Below are 21,191 nucleotides of genomic sequence, written 5' to 3' on the forward strand. Positions count from 1 at the left end.
CATGTGAGGTCATCGGAAAGGTGTCGGCCTGAGCGAGTGAGGGAAAAGACCAGGTCAGAGCCGCCTTCTCGACTCATCGCGAGGCGTGCGGACGCCCAGAGCGTCAAACGAGCGTCACGACCGATTGCCCGTCCTGCCCACTCGGGCAGACCGAGCTGCTACAGGCAGCTCCCCAGCAGGCTCCGCCTCTCTCACGTCAGACACCGGCTCGCTCATCATGACCCGCGCCACTCCTCCGGCCGCCATAATGGACTCATGCCCTCCAACTCACAGCACCCCGCACCCGCGCCGAGGGGTCTCCGGAGCGCAGACGCCGAGGACCTCGCGCTCTACCGGGAGAAGTTCCGGCGTCGTCTGCCGGAGTCGCTGGATGAGTTGTCCGGCCCGGCCCAGGGGATCGTGGAGCTGCCGCTGCACATGGCCTGGTCGGGGATGACGTCGTACGACCTGACCAAGCCTCGCCAGCGCATGGGCCTGTACCGCACCGTCCTGCACGAGGGCCTGCGTGATGACCTGCCCCAGTACCTCAACCGGGACCTGCTCCTCCAGCTGTGGCCTGTGCTGCGCACCCTCGTCGGTCGCACCGTGCGCGCCGTATGGGAAGACGCCTTCCCCCAGCTCGCCTCCCGCACCCGGACAGCCGCGTGACGGACGTGCCGGAGCTGCACACGCGGCTCCTGGCGGATGTGATCGCGCTAGGTTCCCCGTATCCACTGGTTCTCACCGGTGGATACGCCGTGCGGGCCCACCGCCTCGTGAACCGCCCCAGCCAGGACCTCGACGTCGCCACCGAGAACCCGGCCCCCATGGCCGACATCGCCGCCACGCTCCGCGCCGGCCTGGAAGCCCGCGGTTGGAAGGTGCACGCGCTGGAGACCGCCCCGCTGTCCGCCCGCTTCACCGTGTCCGACCCGGCCACCGGGGAGGAATGCGAAGTCGACATCCTCAAGGAAATCTTCTGGCGGCCAGTCACCCAAAGCCCGTACGGGCCCGTCCTCGCGGAGGAGGACGTGATCGGGACCAAGGTCCGCGCCCTCGCCGACCGCGGAGCGCCCCGCGACCTGATCGACGTGTTCGCAGCCTCCCGGCGATGGACAAATGCCGAGCTCGAAGAGTTCGGCCGCCGTCACGCGCGAGGCCGCTTCGAGCGCGAGGATCTACAGGCGAACCTCACAGGCGCCGAGTGGACCGACGACGAAGCCTTCGCTGCCTATGACCTCGATGACGCCACGATCACCGCTCTCCGCGCATGGGCTGTGGAATGGGCCGACGACCTCGCTGCTCGTCTCCTCGAAGAGGGCGGTGCTCCGGACAACGACTGACCAAGCCCCGGAAAGATCATAGCTGCGAACGATCATTCGGAGCCGACTCTTGTGCGTCCCCTGCTTGGCCTCTGGAGATCTTCAGCGGCTGGGGTTGCGGAGGCTTCGGGGCGAGACCGGTCTTGGCGACGAGGCCGCCAAAAAGGTCGTGCGGATTCTGCATCCGTTTGAGGCGGGTCTTGATCAGCGCGGTGACGTGGTCGAGGTCGTGTCTGGTGAGTTTGGCCAGTCGCAGCCGCAGCGTCCCATGCAAAAATCCGCCCCTTCACACTGCTGTCCCGCGGCAGCCGAACCGGACGTCATCTACAAGAACCCGCAGGTCAGAGCCCCTTCGCCGCAGGCTCCAGAATCGCCACGCACTCCACATGATGCGTCATCGGGAACAGGTCGAACGCCCGCAGCGTGCGCGGCTTGTAGCCGCCCTCGCGGAAGTACGCCAGGTCCCGGGCGAGCGCCGCCGGGTCGCAGGCCACGTACGCGATACGGCGCGCGCCCAGGGCCGCGAGCTGCTTGACCGTCTGCTTGCCCGCGCCCGCGCGCGGCGGGTCGAGGACGATCAGGTCGACCTCGTTGATCCCCGTCCGGGGCAGGACCTGTTCCACCTTGCCCTGCTCGATGCGGACGCGCTCGAAGTGCTGGAGGTTGTGGCGCGCGTCCTCGACCGACCGCTTGCCGGACTCGATGCCGAGCACCGCGCCCTGCTCACCGACCCGGTCCGCGATCGCGCCGGCGAAGAGGCCGACGCCGCAGTACAGATCGAGCGCCATGTCGCCCTTGCGCGGCAGCAGACCCTGCATCACGGCGGTGACCAGGACGTCCGCGGCCTGCGGGTGCACCTGCCAGAAGCCGCCCATGCCCACTCGGTAGGTGCGGTCGTCGGCGCGCTCGCGGACGAAGGCGCGGCCGTGCACGCGGTGCACCGAACCGTCGCGCTCCTCGACCCGCAGGACCGAGACGGGCCGGTCCAGCTCGACCAGGGGCAGCCGGCCGCCGGGCCGGGGGGTGAGAACGACCTGGCGGTCGCTGGAACCGATCGCGGCGATGGCCTCGACCGTCTCCATCTGCGGCCAGTCCTGCTTCTCGATGCCCAGCTCCGTGACGCCCGGTGCGGCGATCATGCAGTGGTCGATCGGCTGCACGTCGTGCGAGCGGTGCTTGCGCAGACCGATACGGCCCTCCGCGTCGACCGCGTACTGGACCCGGGTACGCCACGCGGGCACCTCGCCCGGCGGGAGCTTGTCACCGGGGGCGGGCATGACGGTGCCGTCCCAGCCGGCCTCCTCGGGGGTCAGCCCCGCGAGCCGCTGGAGCTGCTCGGCGATCACCTCGCCCTTGAACCGCCGCTGCGCTCCGGGCTTCGCGTGCTGCCAGTCGCAGCCGCCGCACTTGCCGGGGCCGGAGTACGGGCAGGGCGCCTCGACCCGGTCCTTCGACGCCTCGATGATCCGCACGGCGTCGGCACGCAGGAAGCGCGAGTCCTGTTCGCCCTCGGTGATGCGGGCGACGACCTTCTCGCCGGGCAGCGTGTGCCGTACGAACAGCACCTGGCCCTCGTCGGTGCGGGCGATGCAGTGGCCGCCGTGCGCGACGGGGCCGATTTCGACCTCGTATTCCTGCCCGACCAGCGAGGACTCGGGGGCGTTCTGCATGGCGGGGTGACTCCAGAGGGTCAAGGGGGACGAACGCGGAAACGGCCGGAGGGCCAGCCCACCAGTCTACGTGGCTGTTCTCCGGCCGTTCGCCATGCGCGTGGCTCAGCTCTTGTTGCTGGGCTCCTTGGCCCGCCGGTCGACGGGACCGCGCCGCACCGAGCCCGGTGCGTTCCAGTCCTGGCGCTTCCTCGCCCGCTTCTTCGCGACCTCGGAGGACTCCAGCTGGTACGGCACCGAGGTCACCATGATGCCCGGGGTGAACAGCAGACGGCCCTTGAGGCGAAGGGCGCTCTGGTTGTGCAGCACATGCTCCCACCAGTGGCCGACCACGTACTCGGGGATGATCACGCTGACCGCGTCCCGCGGGCTCTCGCGCCGCAGCCCCTTCACGTACTCGATGATCGGCCGGGTGATCTCGCGGTAGGGCGAGTCGAGGATCTTGAGCGGCACATTGATGCCGCGTCGTTCCCACTCCGCCTTGAGTGCCTTGGTGTCGGCCGGGTCGACGTTGATGCTGAGGGCCTCGAGCTTGTCGGAGCGCATCAGCTGCGCGTAGGCGAGGGCGCGCAGGGTCGGCCGGTGGACCTTGGAGACCAGGACGATGGAGTGGACCCGGGAGGGGCGCACCGTGTCGTCGGTCGGCTGATCGGGGGCGGCGATCTCCTCCGCGACGCGGTCGTAGTGCCTGCGGATGGCGGACATCGTCCCGTAGAAGATCACCATGCCGAGCAGGGCGACCCAGGCGCCGTGCGTGAACTTGGTGACCAGGACGACCACCAGCACCAGTCCGGTGAAGAAGGCGCCGAAGGTGTTGATCGCGCGGGAGCGGATCATGTGACGCCGCTTGGCCGGGTCGCGCTCGGACCGCAGATGGCGGTTCCAGTGCCGGACCATGCCGGTCTGGCTGAGCGTGAAGGAGACGAAGACGCCGACGATGTAGAGCTGGATCAGCTTGGTCGAGTCGGCGCCGTAGATCCAGACCAGCAGGATGGCCGCTCCGGCCAGCAGCACGATGCCGTTGGAGAACGCGAGCCGGTCACCGCGGGTGTGCAGCTGGCGCGGCAGGTAGCGGTCCTGGGCAAGGATCGAACCGAGCAGCGGGAATCCGTTGTACGCGGTGTTGGCGGCGAGGAACAGAACGAGCGCGGTGGCCGCGGCGAGCACGACGAAGAAGAAGGTGCCGTCACCGAAGACCGCGGCCGCGACCTGGGAGATCACCGGGTCCTGGACATAGCCCGAGCCGACCGGTTCGCCGTTGCTCAGCAGATCGTGCGCGGGGTTCTCGGCCATCTTCACGTCGGTGGCCATGGCCAGGCCGATGATGCCGCAGAACATGGTGACCGCCAGCGCGCCCATGAGCAGCAGCGTCGTCGCCGCGTTCTTGCTCTTGGGCTTGCGGAAGGCGGGGACGCCGTTGCTGATGGCCTCGACTCCGGTCAGCGCCGCACAGCCGGAGGAGAAGGCGCGCAGCAGCAGGAAGACCAGCGCGAAACCGGCGAGGCCCTGTTGCTCGGGCTTGATCTCGAAGTCGGCGGTCGGGGCCTGCATGGTGTCGTCGAGGACGAGTCCCTTGAACGCGCCCCACGCGATCATCGTGAAGACGCCGACGACGAAGACATAGGTCGGGATGGCGAAGAGCTTGCCCGACTCCTTCACGCCGCGCAGGTTCATCAGCGTGAGCAGCACGATGATGACGATGGCGCTGAGCACCTTGTGCTCGACGACGAAGGGGACGGCCGAGCCCAGGTTCTCCACGCCGGAGGAGATCGACACGGCGACGGTGAGGACGTAGTCGACGAGGAGTGCGCTGGCGACGGTGAGGCCCGCCCTCGGCCCGAGGTTGGTGTTCGCGACCTCGTAGTCGCCGCCGCCGCTCGGGTAGGCATGCACGTTCTGCCGGTAGGAGGCGACCACGGTGAACATCAGGACCACGACCGCGACGGCGATCCAGGGGCTGAAGTGGTAGGCCGACACGCCCGCGATGGACAGGACCAGGAGCACTTCGCCCGGCGCGTAGGCCACTGAGGAGAGCGGGTCGGAGGCGAAGACGGGGAGTGCGATGCGCTTCGGGAGGAGTGTTTCCCCCAGCTTGTCGCTCCGCAGGGCCCGGCCGATCAGGATCCGTTTGGGCAGGTCGGTCAGTTTGGACACGGAGAGGATCGTAAGCGTTCGATATGAGCGGCGCCCATCCACCACCCGCTCCTGCACCAAATCTCCGGCGACGTCCGGTCCCGGCCACTGGTGAATCGCCCCTTTCATGGAACCAGGCCCGCCCGGCAGGAGGTCCATGAGGTGACCGCGCGTGTGTAGCCTCAGCCGTGGTCTGAGACCCTGTAGAGCCTTGACACCGAGCCACAGAGCACTGTGAACACCGACAGCCGGAAGGACGGTCGTGCACATCGTCATCATGGGATGCGGGCGAGTGGGATCCGCTCTCGCGCAGACCCTGGAGCAGCAGGGGCACACGGTCGCCGTCGTCGACCAGGACCCCACGGCCTTCCGTCGCTTGGGGTCCGGATTCGGCGGCCGCCGGGTCACCGGAGTCGGCTTCGACCAGGACACCCTGCGTGAGGCGGGGATCGAGGACGCAGGCGCGTTCGCCGCGGTCAGCAGCGGCGACAACTCGAACATCATCGCCGCCCGGGTGGCGCGCGAGATGTTCGGCATCGAGAACGTCGCGGCCCGTATCTACGACCCCCGGCGCGCCGAGGTCTACCAGCGCCTGGGGATCCCGACGGTCGCCACGGTCCGCTGGACCGCCGACCAGATGCTGCGCCGGCTGCTGCCCTCCGGCGCGGAGCCGCTGTGGCGCGATCCGAGCGGCGCGGTGCAGCTGGCCGAGGTGCACACCTCCACGGCCTGGATCGGTCACAAGGTGAGCAGGCTGCAGGACGAGACGGGTGTGCGCGTCGCGTTTCTCACCCGGCTGGGCGAAGCCGTACTGCCGTCGTCGCAGACCGTGCTTCAGGAGGGCGATCTCGTCCACGTGATGATGCGCACCGACGAGATCGCGAAGGTCGAGGAGGCCTTCGCCGAGGGTCCTGAGGAGGGCGGTCACTGATGCGGGTCGCTATTGCGGGCGCCGGCGCGGTGGGCCGTTCCATCGCGGGTGAGCTGCTGGAGAACGGGCACGAGGTGCTCCTGATCGACAAGGCTCCGACCGCCATCTCGGTGGAGCGGGTGCCGCAGGCCGAGTGGCTGCTGGCCGACGCCTGCGAGATCACGTCGCTGGACGAGGCGGCGCTGCAGCGCTGCAACGTGGTGATCGCGGCAACCGGCGACGACAAGGTCAACCTGGTCGTCTCGCTGCTCGCGAAGACCGAGTACGGGGTGCCGCGGGTGGTCGCGCGCGTCAACAACCCGAAGAACGAGTGGCTGTTCAACGAGTCGTGGGGCGTCGACGTGGCGGTGTCCACGCCACGCCTGATGTCGGCCCTGGTCGAGGAGGCGGTGAGCGTCGGCGACCTGGTCCGGCTGCTGCGCTTCAGCCACGGCGACGCGAACCTCGTCGAGCTGACGCTGCCGCCGGAGTCGGCGCTGGCGGGGACGCGCGTGGGCGATGTGGCCTGGCCCGAGGACACCTCGCTGGTGACGATCATCCGTGGCTCGCGGGTCCTGACACCGGGCCCCGAGGAGTCGCTGGAGGCGGGTGACGAGCTGCTGTTCGTGGCCGCGCAGGCGCGCGAGGAGCAGCTGGAGGATCTGCTCTCGGTCCGCCGCGAGGACTCGGCGACGAGCTGACGCCCGCGCGCGCTGCGCAGCAGCGGGAGGTGGGACACGGAAGGGCCCGGAACCGTACCGGTTCCGGGCCCTTCCGTGTGCGGTCTGCGAACTACGCTTCGTGCCGCTGCGCCGCGGCCTCGTTGCGGGCCGCCTCTTCCGCGCGTTCCTTCGCCTCCATCTCGGCGAAGACGTCGATCGGCGGCGGGGCCTTCGCGAGGAACACCCACGTCAGATACACCGCGAGCAGGAACGGCGGGATCTTCAGCGTCACCAGCACCCAGCCCAGCTGGGCCGTGTCGGCCCACCAGTAGAGCGGGAAGAGGATCGCGCACTTGGCCAGCAGGATCAGGCCCCAGGCCCAGCTCGCCTTGGCGTACGCCTTCTTGCGGCCGGGGTTGCGGGTCCGCCAGGAGAGGTTCTCCTTGAAGACCGGGCCGAGCATCAGGCCGATCAGCGGTACGCCCGCGAGCGTCGTGATGATGTACGCCAGCGCCAGGCCGAGCGTGTACAGCATGCCCGGCAGATAGAAGTCCTTGGCGTTGCCGGTCATCATCGCGAACACGACACCGAAGGCCACTCCGAAGACGCCGCTGAAGGCGTGCTTGACGGTGTCCTTGCGGATCAGCCGGACGGCGACGAGCAACAGGGCCAGGACCAGGGCGGAGATCGCCGAGAGGTGCAGGTCCTTGTTGATCGTGAAGATCGTGACGAAGAGCAGTCCCGGCAGGACCGTCTCCACCATGCCGCGCACGCCGCCGAACGCCTCGAACAGCGCGGCCTCCGTGACGGCTTTGGCGTCGGCGTCGTGCTGCTGGTCGGTCGTCGTGGGGGTCGGCTTGTCGACTGACGTCACCGGCTACTCCTGTCCGAGTGGTCGGAGTTCGTATTTGGGATTGAACAGCACCCGGCGACCGTGGCTCATGGATATCCGGCCGGAAGCGATCATTCTGCGGCCCGGCTCGATGCCCACGATGGAGCGGCGGCCCAGCCAGACGACATCCAGCGGGGCCGAGCCGTCGAAGAGCTCCGCCTCCAGTGCGGGCACGCCGGCCCGCGGACGCAGGGTGACCGTGCGCAAGGTACCAGTGACCCTGACGATCTGGCGGTCACCGCATTCGGAGATGCGGGTGCACCCCGATGCCTGGGCGTCCTCCTGCAGCTCCTCGGACTCGAGGTCCTGCTGGGAGCTGGAGAGCCGGTCGAGCATGCGGCGGAAACGGCCGGCCGGCTTCGCCGCCTTGGTTTCCTTCGACGCCTTCTCGGAAGGGGGTACAGCGCTCATACAGAAAGCGTACCGGCCTCCACCAGGGCCGTATCAACGTTCGAAGCGGTATCCCATGCCGGGCTCGGTGACGAAGTGCCGCGGGTGCGACGGGTCGGCCTCGAGCTTGCGGCGCAGCTGGGCCATGTAGACCCTCAGATAGTTGGTCTCGGTGCCGTACGAGGGACCCCACACCTCCTGGAGCAGCTGCTTCTGGCTGACCAGCCGCCCGGTGTTGCGCACCAGGACCTCGAGCAGATGCCACTCCGTCGGGGTGAGGCGGACATCCCGCCCGTCCCGTTGCACCTTCTTCGCTGCGAGGTCGACGGTGAAGTCGTCCGTCTCGACCATGACGACATCCTCCTCGCTGCCGCCCGGCTCCGCCCTGCGTACGGCGGCCCGCAGCCGCGCAAGCAGCTCGTCCATCCCGAAGGGCTTGGTGACGTAGTCGTCGGCTCCGGCGTCCAGCGCCTCGACCTTCTCGTCGGAGGAGTGGCGTGCGGAGAGCACCAGGATCGGCACCCGGGTCCAGCCGCGCAGCCCCTTGATCACCTCGATGCCGTCCATGTCCGGGAGGCCGAGGTCGAGGACGACGACGTCGGGGTGACGGGCCGCGGCGAGCTCCAGCGCGCCGGCACCGTCGGATGCCGCATCCACCTCGTACTTGCGCGCCTTCAGATTGATCACGAGGGCGCGTACGATCTGCGGCTCGTCGTCGACCACGAGCACCCGGGTCATGACCGGCCTGCCTTTCTGCCCTGTGGGCTCTTCTGTCGCTGTGGTCATGAGGTGACCTGGGTGGGAAGGCCGGCACCGGGGGCCATGTGGCCCTGTGCCGCTCTGAGAGTAAGAACCATGGTCATCCCACCGCCGGGGGTGTCCTCGGCGGTGAGCGTGCCGCCCATGGCTTCCACGAAGCCACGCGCGACCGCGAGGCCGAGGCCGACCCCGGCTCCGCGCGGGGCATCACCGTAGCGCTGGAAGGGCTCGAAGATCCGTTCCTTGGCGTCGTCCGGCACACCGGTGCCCCGGTCGGCGACGCGCAGTTCGACGCGCTCACCGAGCGCGCTGGCGGCAACGGTGACGGGGGTGCCGTCGGGGCTGTACTTGACGGCGTTCTCCACGATGTTCGCGACGGCGCGTTCGAGCAGTCCGCGGTCGACCGCCACCATGGGCAACGTTTCGGGGATGTCCAGTTCGACGCTGTCGGGCGGGACGGAGACGAGGGCCATGGGCACCACCTCGTCGACGTCGGTCTCGCGGATCAGCGGGGTGACGGTGCCGGTCTGCAGCCGGGACATGTCGAGGAGGTTGCCGACCAGATGGTCGAGCCGGTCGGCGCCCTCCTCGATCCCTTCGAGGAGCTCGGCCTGGTCCTCGTCGGACCATTCGATGTCTCCGGAGCGCAGGGAGGTGACGGCGGCCTTGATCGCGGCGAGCGGGGTGCGCAGATCGTGGCTGACCGCGGCCAGCAGGGCGGTACGTATGCGGTTGCCCTCGGCGAGCCGCCGGGCCCGCTCCGCCTCATCGACCAGCCGCTGCCGGTCCAGTACGACGGCGGCCTGGGCGGCGAAGGCGGCCAGCACCCGGCGGTCCTCGGCGGGCAGGACGCGGCCGGACAGGGCCAGCGCCATCCGGTCGCCGACCGGCATGTCCACATCCGCGTCGTCGGGCCGCAGCGCCGGGGCGGGACCGACGCTCGCGGTGCGTGTCCACGGTTCGACCTCGCTGGTGCGCTCGAGCAGCGCCACGGACTCCATCGCGAAGGTCTCGCGGACCCGTTCCAGCAGCGCGTCGAGTGCCGTCTCCCCGCGCAGCACGCTGCCGGCGAGGAAGGAAAGGATCTCCGACTCGGCACGCAGCCGGGCCGCCTGATGGGTCCGGCGCGCCGCCAGGTCCACGACGGAGGCCACGGCGACCGCCACCGCGAAGAAGATCACGATGGCCACGAGGTTCCGTGGCTCGGCGACGTCCAGGGTGTGGACGGGCGGCGTGAAGTAGTAGTTCAGCAGCAGCGAGCCTGCGGCGGCGGAGGCGAGGGCGGGCAGCAGTCCGCCGATCAGGGCGGAGACCACCGTGAGGAAGAGGAAGAGCAGGACGTCGTTGGCGAGCCCGGGGCTGTTCTCCATGCCAGCGAGCAGCAGGGTCAGCAGTACAGGGCCGCCGACGGCGACGAGCCAGCCGGCGATGATGCGGGAGCGCCCGAGGCGGGCGCCGCGGGCGACGGGCAGTCCGCGCCCCTTGCCCGCGTGGGCGTGGGTGACGATGTGGACGTCGAGATCCGGGCCGGACCGGGCGGCGACCGTGGCGCTGACGCCGGGGCCGAGGATGTACTGCCACGTCTTGCGGCGGCTGGCGCCGAGGAGGATCTGGGTCGCGTTGACACCGCGCGCGAACTCCATCAGCGCGGAGGGCACGTCGTCGCCTATGACGTGGTGGAAGGTGCCGCCGAGGTCCTCGACGAGGGTGCGCTGGACCGCGAGTTCCTTGGGCGACGCCGAGGTCAGTCCGTCGCTGCGGGCGATGTAGACGGCGAGGATCTCGCTGCCGGAGCCCTTGGCGGCGACGCGGGCTGCGCGTCGGATGAGCGTGCGGCCCTCGGGGCCACCGGTGAGGCCGACGACTATGCGTTCGCGGGCCTGCCAGGTGGAGTCGATGTTGTGCTCGCCTCGGTACTGCTGGAGGTACTCGTCGACCCGGTCGGCAAGCCAGAGCAGGGCCAGCTCCCGGAGCGCGGTGAGGTTCCCCGGCCGGAAGTAGTTCGACAGGGCCGCGTCGACCTTCTCGGCCGTGTAGATGTTGCCGTGGGCCATACGCCGGCGCAGCGCCTGAGGCGACATGTCGACGAGTTCCAGCTGGTCGGCCCGGCGGACCACCTCGTCGCGGACCGTCTCCCGCTGCCGTACACCGGTGATCGACTCGACGACGTCGCCGAGTGACTCCAGATGCTGGATGTTGACGGTGGACACGACGTCGATACCGGCCGCGAGCAGCTCCTCGACGTCCTGCCACCGCTTGGCGTTGCGGGATCCGGGGACATTCGTGTGGGCGAGTTCGTCGACCAGGGCGACGGCGGGCGCCCGTTCGAGGACGGCGTCCACGTCCATCTCGGTGAAGGTGCCGCCCCGGTAGCTGAGCTCCCGCCTCGGGACATGCTCCAGGCCGTGCAGCAGCACCTCGGTGCGGGACCTGCCGTGATGCTCCACGAAGGCCACGACGCAGTCCGTGCCGCGCTCCACGCGCCGGTGCGCCTCGGAGAGCATGGCGTACGTCTTGCCGACGCCCGGGGCTGCACCGAGGTAGATCCGAAGCTTGCCGCGTCCCATGTCCTCATTGTCTTTCGGCCGCTGCGCCGCGCCTGCCGTGCGCCTGCTGTGCGCGTCCGCTCCGCGCAGCGTCGACCATACGTCCGAGCGACGGGGCAAATCGGATGGTGCGGCCCTCCAGGGTGCGTATTGACGCGATTCTGATGGCATCGCGGCGGCGCGAGGAGGCACAGGCGCGCCCGGCTCGCCGCGGTCCTGCATGCGCTGTACGTGATTCTCAACGAGGGGTACGCAAGCAGCGTGGGGCCTGGTCTGCAGCGGTCCGAGCTCTCGAGGGAGGCGGTCCGGCCGGCCCGTGCCCTGCACGAGCTCGATCCGCGCGGCCCGCCCGTCCGCGGCCCGAGAAGCGTGAGCAGTGGCCGCCGGGCGCCGACGCGCAGGGACCCGGTCCGCCCGGGGGACCCGTCAGAGCTCGGTGATCTCACCGTCGTTCACCTCGAGCACCCGGTCCGCCAGGTCCAGGAGCTGGGCGTCGTGGGTGGCGACCAGGGCGGTGACGCCCTCGCTGCGGACCACCGCGCGCAGCAGTTCCATCACCGCAAGGCCTGTCTCGGCGTCCAGCTGGCCGGTCGGCTCGTCCGCGATCAGCAGGGCCGGCCGGTTGGCGAGCGCCCGCGCGATCGCGACGCGCTGCTGCTGGCCGCCGGAGAGCTCGCCCGGGCGCTGTGCCGCGTGGTCGGCGAGGCCGACCAGGGCGAGCAGCAGCTCGACACGCTCCTCACGCTCGCGGGGGTCGGTCTTGCGCAGCCGCATCGGCACGCCCACGTTCTCGGCTGCCGTGAGGATCGGGATCAGCCCGAAGGACTGGAAGATGAAGCCGATCCGGTCCCGGCGCAGCTCCAGGAGTCCGTTCTCGCCGAGGCCGGACAGCTCGGTGCCGTCGATGGTGATGCGGCCCCGGTCCGGGGAGTCCAGCCCGCCGACCAGATTGAGCAGCGTGGTCTTGCCGGAGCCCGACCGGCCCTTGAGGGCGACCAGCTCACCGCGCGGGATGTCGAACGAGACCCCGCGCAGGGCGTGCACGGCCGCTGCCCCGGTGCCGTACGAACGGTGCACGTTCTCGACCCGGACCATCGGCGCACCGGCCGGGTCGTCGGCGACGGCGGTGCCGGTGTGTGTGCTGCCCCCGGTGTGCGTGTTTCCCTCGGTCATCAGCAGGTCCCCCGTACCCAGGTGATCGGTCCGGCACAGTATGTGCAGAGGCCACGCGACCGGGCAACGGCCGTGCGTACAAAGACGGGTGGGCCGTACCCCTGGCGAGGAGTACGGCCCACATGCCTTGAGGAACGGTCAGCGCACCTCGGTGATCTCCGGTCCGCGCTGGAGCTGGCCCATGCCTCCGGAGAAGCGGGACCCTTCCTGCTCCTCCTGCTGGACGCCCTCGGGCACCATCTGCGCGTCGTCCGGCAGCTTGAGGACGATCGGGTCGCGCGGCGCCATCGGTCCTTCGCCGCGCACGACGACGGTGTCCTGGAAGATCTGCTCGAGCAGCCCGGCGGCCTGCGGCTGCACCGCGCCCTGCCCGGAGATCACTCCGCGCAGGAACCAGCGCGGCCCGTCGACGCCGACGAAGCGCACCAGCTGCACACCGCCGGTGCCGTCGGGCAGCTGTACCGGTACCTGGGCCCGCAGCTCCCAGCCGAGCGGGCCCTCGACCTCGTCGATGATGCCGCCCTGCTGGGTGATGCCGGAGGCGATCTCCTCGCGGACCTCGCCCCAGATGCCTTCCTTCTTGGGCGCTGCGAAGGCCTGCAGCTGGATGGCGCTGTCGCGCAGCACCACGGTTGCCGCGACGATCGCGTCGCCCGCGACCTCGACGCGCAGTTCCATGCCCTCGATTCCGGGCACGAACAGACCGCCGAGATCGACCCGGCCGTCACCGGGCCTGGAAACCTCGGAGACGTCCCACGGGCCGTCGGGCCGCGGCGCCGGCGGGAGGTTCACCCGGCGGGGCTCACCCTCCTCAGCGTCCGTGTCGAGCTCGTCGACGACCTGCTCGGCCTCGCCCGCTGCGTCCGCCATGTCGCTGGCGGAACCACTCTTCTTGCGACGTCCGAACACGTCACTGTCCTTCCCGGTCGGATACGACCGAAGCGTATCGATTCCCACCCGAAGAGCCGTCCACGGCAGCATGACCGCCGGTGGACCCGAAGCCCCCCTCGGCCCGCGCCGAGCCGGGAAGCTCCGCCACCTCGTGGAAGCGCACCTTCTCGACCTGCTGGACAACCAGTTGGGCAATCCGGTCGAACCGTTCGAACCGCACGCTCTCACGCGGGTCGAGATTGACCACGATCACCTTGATCTCCCCACGGTACCCGGCATCCACCGTCCCCGGGGCATTCACCAGCGCCACTCCGCAGCGCGCTGCCAGACCGGAGCGCGGGTGCACGAAGGCGGCGTACCCGTCCGGGAGCGCGATGGACACTCCGGTGGGCAGTACGGCCCGCTCCCCCGGGGCCAGCTCGGCGGCCTCGCAGGTCACCAGGTCGGCACCGGCATCTCCGGGGTGCCCGTACGCAGGCAGCGGCACCTCCGGGTGCACGCGGCGGATCAGTACGTCGACGGGCTCGCGCATCAGGGGTTCACCTCGAAGGCGCGGGCGCGCCGGACCTGGTCCGGGTCGGCCATGGCCGCCTGGATCTCCTCGGGGCGGCCGTTGTCGATGAAGTGATCGACCTTGACCTCGATGAACAGCGCGTTCGCGCGGACGGCGACGGGGCCGTCGGGGCTGCCGATCCGGCCGACGGCGGTGCAGTAGATCTTGCGGCCGGCCACCGCGACGACCTCGGCATCGAGGTGCAGCACGGTGTCCACCGGCACGGGCCGTACGAAGTCGGTCTCGAGCTTGCCGGTCACCGCGATCACCCGCAGCAGCCAGTTCAGCGAGCCGAGCGTCTCGTCCATGGCGGTGGCGAGCACACCGCCGTGCGCCAGGCCGGGCGCGCCCTGGTGGGCGGGCCTGACGGTGAACTCGGCGGTGACGCGTACGCCCTCCTCGGCCCGGGCCGCCAGGTGCAGGCCGTGGGGCTGGGCCCCGCCGCAGCCGAAGCAGTGCTCGTAGTGCGCGCCGAGGAGCTCACCGGGAGCAGGGGCGTCGGGATGCCGTACGGGGGCCGTGGCATCGGCCGGCGGCGTCAGCGCGGCCGCGCCGGCGGGGGTTCCGGGGGCCGCCCCCCGGGAGTTCGAAATACTCACATGCGCAGACCTTACCCGCGGCGCCACCTGCGGGTCGCCCCGTGCCAAGCTTGGCTTCATGCAGCCTTCCGCCCCGCAGTACGCAGAACGTCTGACAGCGCCCCGCTCGTGGTGGGCCATCACCGCTCTGGTGGGCGTTTCGGGCGCTCTGGTGCTGCTGCCGCTGGGGACCCTGGCGAGCCTGGGCGGTCTGATCGCCGCGAGCGCGCTGGCGGGGGCGCTGGTCAGCTCCTACGGATCGGCGCGTATCCGGGTGGTGTCCGGCTCCCTGGTCGCCGGCGAGGCCCGGATCCCGGTGTCGGCGCTCGGCGACGCACAGGTGCTGGACGCGCAGGAGGCGCGGGCCTGGCGTTCGTACAAGGCCGATCCGCGCGCGTTCATGCTGCTGCGCAGTTACATTCCGACGGCGCTGCGGATCGAGGTCACCGACCCGGCGGACCCCACGCCGTACGTGTACCTGTCGACCCGGGACCCGAAGGCGCTGGCGGCAGCGCTGGAGGACGTGCGCACCGCCTGAGACGTCAGTCGTGGCCGGGCGCCGGGGGAAGACCGCGCGTCCGGAGCGGCTCCTTGGGCTGCTCCAGCGGCGGGAGCGTGGGCAGCGCCTCCCAGGGAACCTGCCGCGCGCGCAGGTCCTTGCGGATCCGTTCCGCGAGTTTTCGGGTGTCACGGCGGTTCATCATGGCGCCTACGGTCGCGCCGACCATGAACGGGATCAGGTTCGGCATGTTGCGGACCATGCGTTTCGTGACCTGTTGCCGCAGCTGGCGCCTGAGCTGCCCGCCCATCGCGGCGTTGACCGTCGCCGGTTTGGCGACCTCGATCCCGCGCTCCTGCGACCAGGAGGAGAGGTAGGCGGTGCTGCGGTCGACGAGCGAGCCGGGCGGGCGCACTCCGTAGACCTCGTGAAGTTCGGCGATGAGCTTCAGCTCGATCACCCCGACGCCGACGACCTCCGTGGTGAGCTCCGCCAGCATCGCCGGGGGCACGGGCAGCATCGCCGCGGCGCCGATCCCGGCACCGACGGTGGAGGTGGCCAGGGCCGCGCCCGCGACCAGCTTGTCGGCAAGCTGCTCGGGGCCCAGGCCCGGGAACTGGCGACGCAGTGTCGCCAGGTCACGCACCGGGATACGCGGTGCGTTCTCGATCAGACGGTCCGCGAGGAAGGCGATGGCGCTCTGTGCGCTCACGCCGGTCCTCGCCAGCCGTGACCTGGCTCCCTGACCGGTCCTGGCGAGACCTGCCAGGGCGCTCCCGCCGCCCTTGCGGACGCCCTTCGTGACTGCGGCCAGGCGTGAGGCCCTGGTCGGGGGCCCTGCCTGGCCCGCTGCTTCGAGCGAGGCCGGCCGACCTCGCTCCGTCTCCCCCGTGCCGTCGTGAGGCGTCAGGGCGGCCGAGTGCTCGGCGGACGGCGTGCCGTCCGGTGCCGGGCCTGTGCCGCTCTGGTTGGCCTGCGACGGCTTGTGACGCCGAAAACGCCGCTTCCTGGACGGTGTCTCGCCTGCCACGGGGCGACCAGCTCTCAGTCGCAGTCGCGGCAGATCGGCTGGCCGTTCTTCTCGCGCGCCAGCTGGCTGCGGTGGTGCACGAGGAAGCAGCTCATGCAGGTGAACTCGTCGGCCTGCTTCGGCAGGACCCGGACCGCCAGCTCCTCGTTGGAGAGGTCGGCGCCCGGCAGTTCCATGCCTTCGGCGGCCTCGAACTCGTCGACATCGACGGTCGAGGTGGACTTGTCGTTCCGCCGGGCCTTCAGTTCTTCCAGGCTGTCCGAATCGACGTCGTCATCGGTCTTGCGTGGGGTGTCGTAGTCCGTTGCCATGTCGCTCTCCCCCTCTGGGTGGTTGCGGTGTCTCCAGCGCACGTAACGCGTGAGAGGCCGGACTTGTGCCCGACCCGAGGCGGAGATTTTGCCTCACATCAAGGTCTGTTACTCAATCGACACCCAACCGGACCCCTCAAGAGTGATCTGGTTGGACGGCGATGGGGACCGTACACGGTCCCGATCGTGCAGTTCACGGGCGCCACCCCGTGTACTTCCCGTGATCTCGACCCTTGGAAACCCGGACTTTTCCCGGCGTTCCGGTCGGTGCCTTGATCACGGAGAGTAGATGGCCTGAAATTCGCTTCTGTGATCGATCGCACACGGACCCGTCGGGCACAAGTCCCGAAAATTCCGCGTAAAGCGAACGTCGTTCACTCTCTCAGACCGGGAGGGTGACACGCATCACGAGGCCGCCGCCGTCGCGAGGCTCCGCGATGATACGGCCTCCATGGGCCCGCGCCACGGAGCGGGCGATCGACAGACCCAGTCCCACGCCCTTGTCGCTGCCCGTACGCTCCTGCCGCAGCCTTCTGAACGGCTCGAAGAGGTTGTCGATCTCGTAAGCAGGAACCACTGGTCCTGTGTTCGAGACCTCGAGGACCGCCTGTCCCTGCTGCACCTCCGTGGACACCTGCACCCATCCGTCCTCCGGGACGTTGTAGCGCACGGCGTTCTGGACGAGGTTCAGCGCGATCCGCTCCAGCAGGACGCCATTGCCCTGTACGACGGCGGGCTTGCACTCGCCGACGATTTCCAAGCCCTTGGCGTCGGCCTCGGACCGTACCTGATCGAGGGCACGCGAGGCGACTTCCGCCAGATCCACCGGTTTGCGCTCGACGATCTGGTTGTCGCTGCGTGCCAGCAGCAGCAGGCCCTCGACGAGCTGCTCGCTGCGCTCGTTGGTGGCCAGCAGCGTCTTGCCGAGCTGCTGCAGCTCGGCCGGCGCCCCGGGGTCGGAGAGATGGACCTCCAGCAGCGTGCGGTTGATCGCAAGGGGCGTACGCAGCTCGTGCGAGGCGTTCGCGACGAACCGCTGCTGCGCGGAGAACGCCCGCTCCAGACGGTCCAGCATCTCGTCGAAGGTGTCGGCGAGCTCCTTGAGCTCGTCGTCGGGGCCGTCCAGCTCGATCCGGCGCGAGAGGTCGGAGCCGGCCACCTTGCGGGCGGTGCGGGTGATCCGGCCCAGCGGCGACAGGACCCGGCCGGCCATCGCGTAGCCGAAGGCGAAGGCGATGATGCTCAGGCCGAGCAGCGCGAACAGGGAGCGGCGCAGCAGGTCGTCCAGGGCCAGATCGCGCTGGCGCTGGAGGCAGGCGGAGACGGCCTGGTTGAACTGGTCGCCGGTGACGGACCGGGGCAGCCGGCACCACTCGGTCGTGGGCAGCACCTCACCCTTCACGATCTCGAAGGGCAGATCGGCGACGCTGACGTTCAGTGCCTGGGCGGTGAGCAGATAGATGATCGACAGCAGCAGGATGCCGGCGATCATGAACATCCCGCCGTACAGCAGCGTGAGCCGTATCCGGATGGTCGGACGCAGCAACGGGCGTACCGGGCCCCTGGGATCCCAGGTCGGTTTCGGAGGCGCCGAGGGCGGCGCCGGCGCAGCGGCCACCGGGGTCAGATCCGGTAGCCGGAGCCGGGCACGGTGACGATCACGGCCGGCTCGCCGAGCTTGCGCCGCAGGGTCATCACGGTCACGCGCACGACATTGGTGAACGGGTCGGTGTTCTCGTCCCAGGCCTTCTCCAGCAGCTGCTCGGCCGAGACGACCGCGCCCTCGCTGCGCATCAGTACCTCCAGCACGGCGAACTCCTTCGGGGCGAGCTGGATCTCCTTGCCGTCCCGGAACACCTCGCGGCGGTTGGGGTCCAGCTTGATCCCGGCACGCTCCAGGACCGGCGGCAGGGGCACGGTCGTGCGCCGGCCCAGGGCGCGGATCCGGGCGGTGAGCTCGGTGAACGCGAACGGCTTCGGCAGATAGTCGTCGGCGCCCAGCTCGAGGCCCTCGACCCGGTCGCTGACGTCGCCGGCCGCGGTCAGCATCAGCACGCGGGTGGCCATACCCAGCTCGACGATCTTGCGGCACACGTCGTCGCCGTGGACCAGCGGGAGGTCGCGGTCGAGCACCACCACGTCGTAGTCGTTGACCCCGATGCGCTCAAGGGCCGCGGCGCCGTCGTACACGACGTCGACCGCCATGGCCTCCCGGCGCAGTCCGGTGGCCACCGCATCGGCGAGCAGCTGCTCGTCCTCGACGACGAGTACGCGCACGTCGCTGTTTCCTTCCTCGAAGCCCGTCACCGTGACAGGACACCTCTGAGCACTGGCTGTGCGCATCCATCCTGCCCTTTACGCGCGTAAACCGGAGGTAAGGCGGGTCGCGGCCGACCGCGCACCCGACCGGTGACGGGGAATAGAACCGATTCCCGGGCCAGTTGAGGTTTCTCACAAGGGAGCCTTGGGGAAGACGACTGCACACCCGCGATCACGCCCTGCATGCGGCGCACCACGGCCTGTTCCAGGGTTGATCACCCCACACCCCTGCGTGCGGCAGGGGAACCCCAGGCACACCCCCGTGCCAACGACCTACGCCGAGGGGGCGCACCATGGACGCTTTCACCGCAGGACTGCTGCAGCGCATCAAGGCCGCCGAAACCGACCTCACGCTGGCTCGCCAAACGGGAGACGACTTCCTCGCGGATGTCGAGCAGGCGGAGCTGGACGACCTCCACCGTCTGGCTGCCGAGCACGGCGTCGAGGTACGCGCCGCGTAGTTCTCAGGCGGAGAAGGGGGCCCGGACAGGGCCCCCTTTTCCGTGCCCGCCCAGGCAACGACAACAGGCGTCGAGCTCAGTCGTGCCACGCCCCCAGGTCCTCCAGGAGAGCCTGCAGGGGTTCGAAGACACCCGGCGTGGCCGCGACAGTGAGGTCACCCGACGGGCGCTCGCCCGGGCGGCCACCCGTCAGGGCCCCCGCCTCCCGGGCGATCAGGTCGCCCGCCGCGAGGTCCCACTCGCTGAGGCCGCGCTCGTAGTAGCCGTCCAGGCGGCCGGCCGCCACATCGCTCAGGTCGATGGCCGCCGAGCCGCTGCGCCGGATGTCCCGCAGCTGCGGGATGAGCCGTTGGGCGACATCCGCCTGGTGGGTCCGTACGGTGGCGACGTAGTTGAAGCCGGTGGAGACCAGCGCCTGGTCCAGCGGGGGCGCGGGGCGGCACCGTACGGGCCGGTCGTTGAGGTACGCCCCGCCGCCGCGGACGGCCCGGAAGGTCTCGCGCCGCATCGGGGCCTCCACGACTCCGACGAGAGTCTCGCCGTCCTGTTCCGCGGCGATGGACACGGCCCAGGTGGGCAGGCCGTAGAGGTAGTTCACGGTGCCGTCGAGCGGGTCGATGACCCACCGCACTCCGCTGGTGCCCGGCGCGGACGCGCCTTCCTCACCGAGGAAGCCGTCGTCGGGGCGGTGTTCGGACAGAAAGCCGGTGATCAGCTTCTCGGCGGCGATGTCCATCTCCGTGACGACGTCGATCGGGCTCGACTTGGTCGCCGCGACGCCCAGGTCGTCCGGCCTGCCGTCGCGCAGCAGTTCGCCGGCCCGGCGGGCGGCCTCCAGTGCGAGGGTCAGCAGTTCGGACGTCGATGTGCCGGTCACAGGGATCTCCTTCACGCGTACGGGCTGTCGGCGCCCGCTGCCGCGGGCCGTGGTGCGCGGGCCGGGCAGCAGCCGACCGGGCAGAGGTCGTGGCCGGGTCCCAGTGCCCCCAGCGCACAGCGGTCGACCGTCACCCCCCGCTCGGTCGCCGCCCGCTCCAGGACCAGCTCACGCACCGCCGCGGCGAACCGCGGATCGGCCCCCACGGTGGCGGACCTGCGCACCGGCAGTCCGAGCTCGGCGGCCTTGGCGGTGGCTTCGGTGTCGAGGTCGTAGAGGACCTCCATGTGGTCCGAGACGAAGCCGATCGGGACCATGACCACTGCGGGCACACCCGCGCCGTGCAGTTCCTCGAGGTGGTCGCAGATGTCGGGCTCGAGCCACGGGATGTGCGGGGCGCCGCTGCGGGACTGGTAGACGAGCTGCCAGGGGTGCTCGGTACCGGTCTCCTCTCGTACGGCTTCGGCGATCAGCCGGGCGACGTCGAGGTGCTGGCGTACGTACGCGCCGCCGTCGCCGTGTCCGGACGCGGGGCCGGAGGTGTCGGCCGCGGACGTCGGGACGGAGTGCGTCGTGAAGGCGAGATGCGCGCCGGCCCGGACGTCTTCGGGCAGGCCGGCGAGCGAGGCGAGGACGCCCTCGATCATGGGCGTCACGAACCCGGGGTGGTTGAAGTAGTGCCGCAGCTTGTCCACCCGGGGCGGCTCGAGCCCTTCGGCCTGCAGCGTCACGAGCGCGTCGGCGAGGTTCTCGCGGTACTGGCGGCAGCCGGAGTAGGAGGCGTACGCACTGGTGGCGAGCACGGCGATGCGCCGGTGTCCGGCCGTGGTCATCTCGCGCAGGGTGTCGGTCAGAAAGGGCGACCAGTTGCGGTTGCCCCAGTACACCGGAAGATCCAGGCCGTGCTCTGCGAAGTCCTTGCGCAGCGCGTCGAGCAGGGCGCGGTTCTGGTCGTTGATGGGGCTGATGCCGCCGAAGAGGAAGTAGTGCTGCCCCACCTCCTTGAGCCGTTCCTTGGGGATACCGCGGCCGCGCGTCACGTTCTCCAGGAACGGAACGACATCGTCCGGGCCCTCCGGACCTCCGAAGGACAGCAACAGCAGGGCGTCGTAAGGGGCGGGATCGCGCTGATCGGACATGGCACCGATCCTGCCACCCGCCGTGTTCCCCCCGGAAACCGCGGAGCCCGGGGAACCACTGCGCCCGGGAAATCGCCGTGCGTGCGAGGTCGCGCCG

General features: G+C 70.1%; 22 protein-coding genes and 2 pseudogenes. 7 read left to right on the forward strand and 17 right to left on the reverse strand.

Annotated elements, in window-relative coordinates; translation table 11 throughout:
• Positions 1 to 255 precede the first annotated feature (255 nt).
• On the forward strand, positions 256 to 648 hold the full coding sequence (locus OHS70_RS09050) for a hypothetical protein (RefSeq protein WP_328395515.1): 393 nt from the start codon (positions 256 to 258) through the stop codon (positions 646 to 648).
• The gene (locus tag OHS70_RS09055; RefSeq protein ID WP_328395517.1) at positions 645 to 1,322 is read left to right on the forward strand and encodes a nucleotidyl transferase AbiEii/AbiGii toxin family protein; all 678 of its coding nucleotides are present in this window, start codon (positions 645 to 647) and stop codon (positions 1,320 to 1,322) included. Before OHS70_RS09050 ends, OHS70_RS09055 begins: the two co-directional genes overlap by 4 nt.
• Positions 1,323 to 1,419: 97 nt before the next feature.
• On the opposite strand, the pseudogene OHS70_RS39030 reads toward OHS70_RS09055, so the two are convergent.
• From OHS70_RS39030 to OHS70_RS09065, 3 genes and pseudogenes are all read right to left on the reverse strand, one after another.
• Positions 1,420 to 1,563 (reverse strand): annotated as a pseudogene (locus tag OHS70_RS39030) (IS630 family transposase); the annotation flags it as partial.
• Between the two features lie 79 nt (positions 1,564 to 1,642).
• Positions 1,643 to 2,971: a class I SAM-dependent RNA methyltransferase gene (locus OHS70_RS09060; protein ID WP_328395519.1), complete on the reverse strand. Its 1,329-nt coding sequence runs from the start codon at positions 2,969 to 2,971 to the stop codon at positions 1,643 to 1,645.
• A gap of 105 nt (positions 2,972 to 3,076) precedes the next feature.
• On the reverse strand, positions 3,077 to 5,125 hold the full coding sequence (locus OHS70_RS09065; RefSeq protein WP_328395521.1) for an APC family permease: 2,049 nt from the start codon (positions 5,123 to 5,125) through the stop codon (positions 3,077 to 3,079).
• 241 nt (positions 5,126 to 5,366) lie between these two features.
• Here OHS70_RS09065 and OHS70_RS09070 point away from each other — a divergent pair, with 241 nt between their 5' ends.
• Together OHS70_RS09070 and OHS70_RS09075 are read left to right on the forward strand one after the other, a co-directional pair.
• Entirely contained in the window at positions 5,367 to 6,035 is a 669-nt protein-coding gene (locus tag OHS70_RS09070; RefSeq protein ID WP_328395523.1) for a potassium channel family protein, read from the forward strand.
• Entirely contained in the window at positions 6,035 to 6,715 is a 681-nt protein-coding gene (locus OHS70_RS09075; RefSeq protein ID WP_328395525.1) for a potassium channel family protein, read from the forward strand. Before OHS70_RS09070 ends, OHS70_RS09075 begins: the two co-directional genes overlap by 1 nt.
• 91 nt (positions 6,716 to 6,806) lie before the next feature.
• Here the strand turns inward: OHS70_RS09075 and OHS70_RS09080 are convergent, their stop codons facing one another.
• The 4 genes from OHS70_RS09080 to OHS70_RS09095 are packed head-to-tail and all read right to left on the reverse strand — an operon-like array spanning position 6,807 to position 11,284.
• Positions 6,807 to 7,550 (reverse strand): DUF3159 domain-containing protein, encoded by a 744-nt coding sequence (locus OHS70_RS09080; RefSeq protein WP_328395527.1) that lies wholly within the window; start codon positions 7,548 to 7,550, stop codon positions 6,807 to 6,809.
• 3 nt (positions 7,551 to 7,553) lie between these two features.
• Positions 7,554 to 7,979 (reverse strand): OB-fold nucleic acid binding domain-containing protein, encoded by a 426-nt coding sequence (locus tag OHS70_RS09085; RefSeq protein ID WP_328395529.1) that lies wholly within the window; start codon positions 7,977 to 7,979, stop codon positions 7,554 to 7,556.
• Between the two features lie 33 nt (positions 7,980 to 8,012).
• Positions 8,013 to 8,696: a response regulator gene (locus OHS70_RS09090; RefSeq protein WP_328405503.1), complete on the reverse strand. Its 684-nt coding sequence runs from the start codon at positions 8,694 to 8,696 to the stop codon at positions 8,013 to 8,015.
• A 44-nt stretch (positions 8,697 to 8,740) separates the two neighbouring features.
• Positions 8,741 to 11,284, reverse strand: coding sequence for an ATP-binding protein (locus tag OHS70_RS09095; protein ID WP_328395531.1), 2,544 nt, complete (start codon positions 11,282 to 11,284; stop codon positions 8,741 to 8,743).
• Positions 11,285 to 11,476: 192 nt separating this feature from the next.
• Between OHS70_RS09095 and OHS70_RS09100 the strand changes: the two are divergent.
• A pseudogene (locus tag OHS70_RS09100) lies at positions 11,477 to 11,611 on the forward strand (DUF6596 domain-containing protein); the annotation flags it as partial.
• A 78-nt stretch (positions 11,612 to 11,689) separates the two neighbouring features.
• Here OHS70_RS09100 and OHS70_RS09105 read toward each other — a convergent pair.
• The 4 genes from OHS70_RS09105 to OHS70_RS09120 form a co-directional block, all read right to left on the reverse strand.
• Positions 11,690 to 12,436 (reverse strand): ABC transporter ATP-binding protein, encoded by a 747-nt coding sequence (locus OHS70_RS09105; RefSeq protein ID WP_328395533.1) that lies wholly within the window; start codon positions 12,434 to 12,436, stop codon positions 11,690 to 11,692.
• 138 nt (positions 12,437 to 12,574) lie between these two features.
• Positions 12,575 to 13,345 (reverse strand): DUF3710 domain-containing protein, encoded by a 771-nt coding sequence (locus tag OHS70_RS09110; RefSeq protein ID WP_328395535.1) that lies wholly within the window; start codon positions 13,343 to 13,345, stop codon positions 12,575 to 12,577.
• 1 nt (position 13,346) lies between these two features.
• Positions 13,347 to 13,859, reverse strand: a complete 513-nt coding sequence (dut, locus tag OHS70_RS09115) for a dUTP diphosphatase (protein ID WP_328395537.1) — start codon at positions 13,857 to 13,859, stop codon at positions 13,347 to 13,349.
• Positions 13,859 to 14,479 (reverse strand): PaaI family thioesterase, encoded by a 621-nt coding sequence (locus OHS70_RS09120; RefSeq protein ID WP_328395539.1) that lies wholly within the window; start codon positions 14,477 to 14,479, stop codon positions 13,859 to 13,861. The genes dut and OHS70_RS09120 overlap by 1 nt, the downstream gene beginning before the upstream one ends.
• Positions 14,480 to 14,537: 58 nt before the next feature.
• On the opposite strand from OHS70_RS09120, the gene OHS70_RS09125 reads away from it, so the two are divergent.
• Complete coding sequence (locus OHS70_RS09125; RefSeq protein ID WP_328395541.1) at positions 14,538 to 14,996, forward strand: DUF3093 domain-containing protein; 459 nt, start codon at positions 14,538 to 14,540, stop codon at positions 14,994 to 14,996.
• Between the two features lie 4 nt (positions 14,997 to 15,000).
• Here OHS70_RS09125 and OHS70_RS09130 read toward each other — a convergent pair whose 3' ends face one another.
• From OHS70_RS09130 to OHS70_RS09145, 4 genes are all read right to left on the reverse strand, one after another.
• On the reverse strand, positions 15,001 to 15,987 hold the full coding sequence (locus OHS70_RS09130) for a hypothetical protein (protein ID WP_328395543.1): 987 nt from the start codon (positions 15,985 to 15,987) through the stop codon (positions 15,001 to 15,003).
• Positions 15,988 to 16,001: 14 nt separating this feature from the next.
• Positions 16,002 to 16,298 (reverse strand): DUF4193 domain-containing protein, encoded by a 297-nt coding sequence (locus tag OHS70_RS09135; protein ID WP_005310959.1) that lies wholly within the window; start codon positions 16,296 to 16,298, stop codon positions 16,002 to 16,004.
• Positions 16,299 to 16,680: 382 nt separating this feature from the next.
• Positions 16,681 to 17,916: a sensor histidine kinase gene (locus OHS70_RS09140; protein WP_328395545.1), complete on the reverse strand. Its 1,236-nt coding sequence runs from the start codon at positions 17,914 to 17,916 to the stop codon at positions 16,681 to 16,683.
• A 5-nt stretch (positions 17,917 to 17,921) separates the two neighbouring features.
• Positions 17,922 to 18,575: a response regulator transcription factor gene (locus OHS70_RS09145; RefSeq protein ID WP_328405505.1), complete on the reverse strand. Its 654-nt coding sequence runs from the start codon at positions 18,573 to 18,575 to the stop codon at positions 17,922 to 17,924.
• Positions 18,576 to 18,910: 335 nt separating this feature from the next.
• Between OHS70_RS09145 and OHS70_RS09150 the strand changes: the two genes are divergently transcribed.
• Complete coding sequence (locus OHS70_RS09150; RefSeq protein ID WP_328395547.1) at positions 18,911 to 19,078, forward strand: hypothetical protein; 168 nt, start codon at positions 18,911 to 18,913, stop codon at positions 19,076 to 19,078.
• A 76-nt stretch (positions 19,079 to 19,154) separates the two neighbouring features.
• Here the strand turns inward: OHS70_RS09150 and OHS70_RS09155 are convergent, their stop codons facing one another.
• Together OHS70_RS09155 and OHS70_RS09160 are read right to left on the reverse strand one after the other, a co-directional pair.
• Positions 19,155 to 19,955, reverse strand: coding sequence for an inositol monophosphatase family protein (locus OHS70_RS09155; RefSeq protein ID WP_328395549.1), 801 nt, complete (start codon positions 19,953 to 19,955; stop codon positions 19,155 to 19,157).
• A gap of 11 nt (positions 19,956 to 19,966) precedes the next feature.
• Positions 19,967 to 21,094: a ferrochelatase gene (locus OHS70_RS09160; RefSeq protein WP_328395551.1), complete on the reverse strand. Its 1,128-nt coding sequence runs from the start codon at positions 21,092 to 21,094 to the stop codon at positions 19,967 to 19,969.
• Between the last annotated feature and the right edge of the window lie 97 nt (positions 21,095 to 21,191).

Origin of the sequence: Streptomyces sp. NBC_00390 (assembly GCF_036057275.1) — a bacterium.
GTDB lineage: Bacteria > Actinomycetota > Actinomycetes > Streptomycetales > Streptomycetaceae > Streptomyces.

Bases quoted from the DNA above. Each gene is read 5' to 3' on its own strand.
- OHS70_RS09135 (WP_005310959.1), bottom strand. From the start codon at position 16,298: ATGGCAACGGACTACGACACCCCACGCAAGACCGATGACGACGTCGAT.
- OHS70_RS09085 (WP_328395529.1), bottom strand. From the start codon at position 7,979: ATGAGCGCTGTACCCCCTTCCGAGAAGGCGTCGAAGGAAACCAAGGCG.
- OHS70_RS09095 (WP_328395531.1), bottom strand. From the start codon at position 11,284: ATGGGACGCGGCAAGCTTCGGATCTACCTCGGTGCAGCCCCGGGCGTC.
- OHS70_RS09050 (WP_328395515.1), top strand. From the start codon at position 256: ATGCCCTCCAACTCACAGCACCCCGCACCCGCGCCGAGGGGTCTCCGG.
- dut (WP_328395537.1), bottom strand. From the start codon at position 13,859: ATGCGCGAGCCCGTCGACGTACTGATCCGCCGCGTGCACCCGGAGGTG.
- OHS70_RS09105 (WP_328395533.1), bottom strand. From the start codon at position 12,436: ATGACCGAGGGAAACACGCACACCGGGGGCAGCACACACACCGGCACC.
- OHS70_RS09150 (WP_328395547.1), top strand. From the start codon at position 18,911: ATGGACGCTTTCACCGCAGGACTGCTGCAGCGCATCAAGGCCGCCGAA.
- OHS70_RS09075 (WP_328395525.1), top strand. From the start codon at position 6,035: ATGCGGGTCGCTATTGCGGGCGCCGGCGCGGTGGGCCGTTCCATCGCG.
- OHS70_RS09125 (WP_328395541.1), top strand. From the start codon at position 14,538: ATGCAGCCTTCCGCCCCGCAGTACGCAGAACGTCTGACAGCGCCCCGC.
- OHS70_RS09090 (WP_328405503.1), bottom strand. From the start codon at position 8,696: ATGACCCGGGTGCTCGTGGTCGACGACGAGCCGCAGATCGTACGCGCC.
- OHS70_RS09160 (WP_328395551.1), bottom strand. From the start codon at position 21,094: ATGTCCGATCAGCGCGATCCCGCCCCTTACGACGCCCTGCTGTTGCTG.
- OHS70_RS09060 (WP_328395519.1), bottom strand. From the start codon at position 2,971: ATGCAGAACGCCCCCGAGTCCTCGCTGGTCGGGCAGGAATACGAGGTC.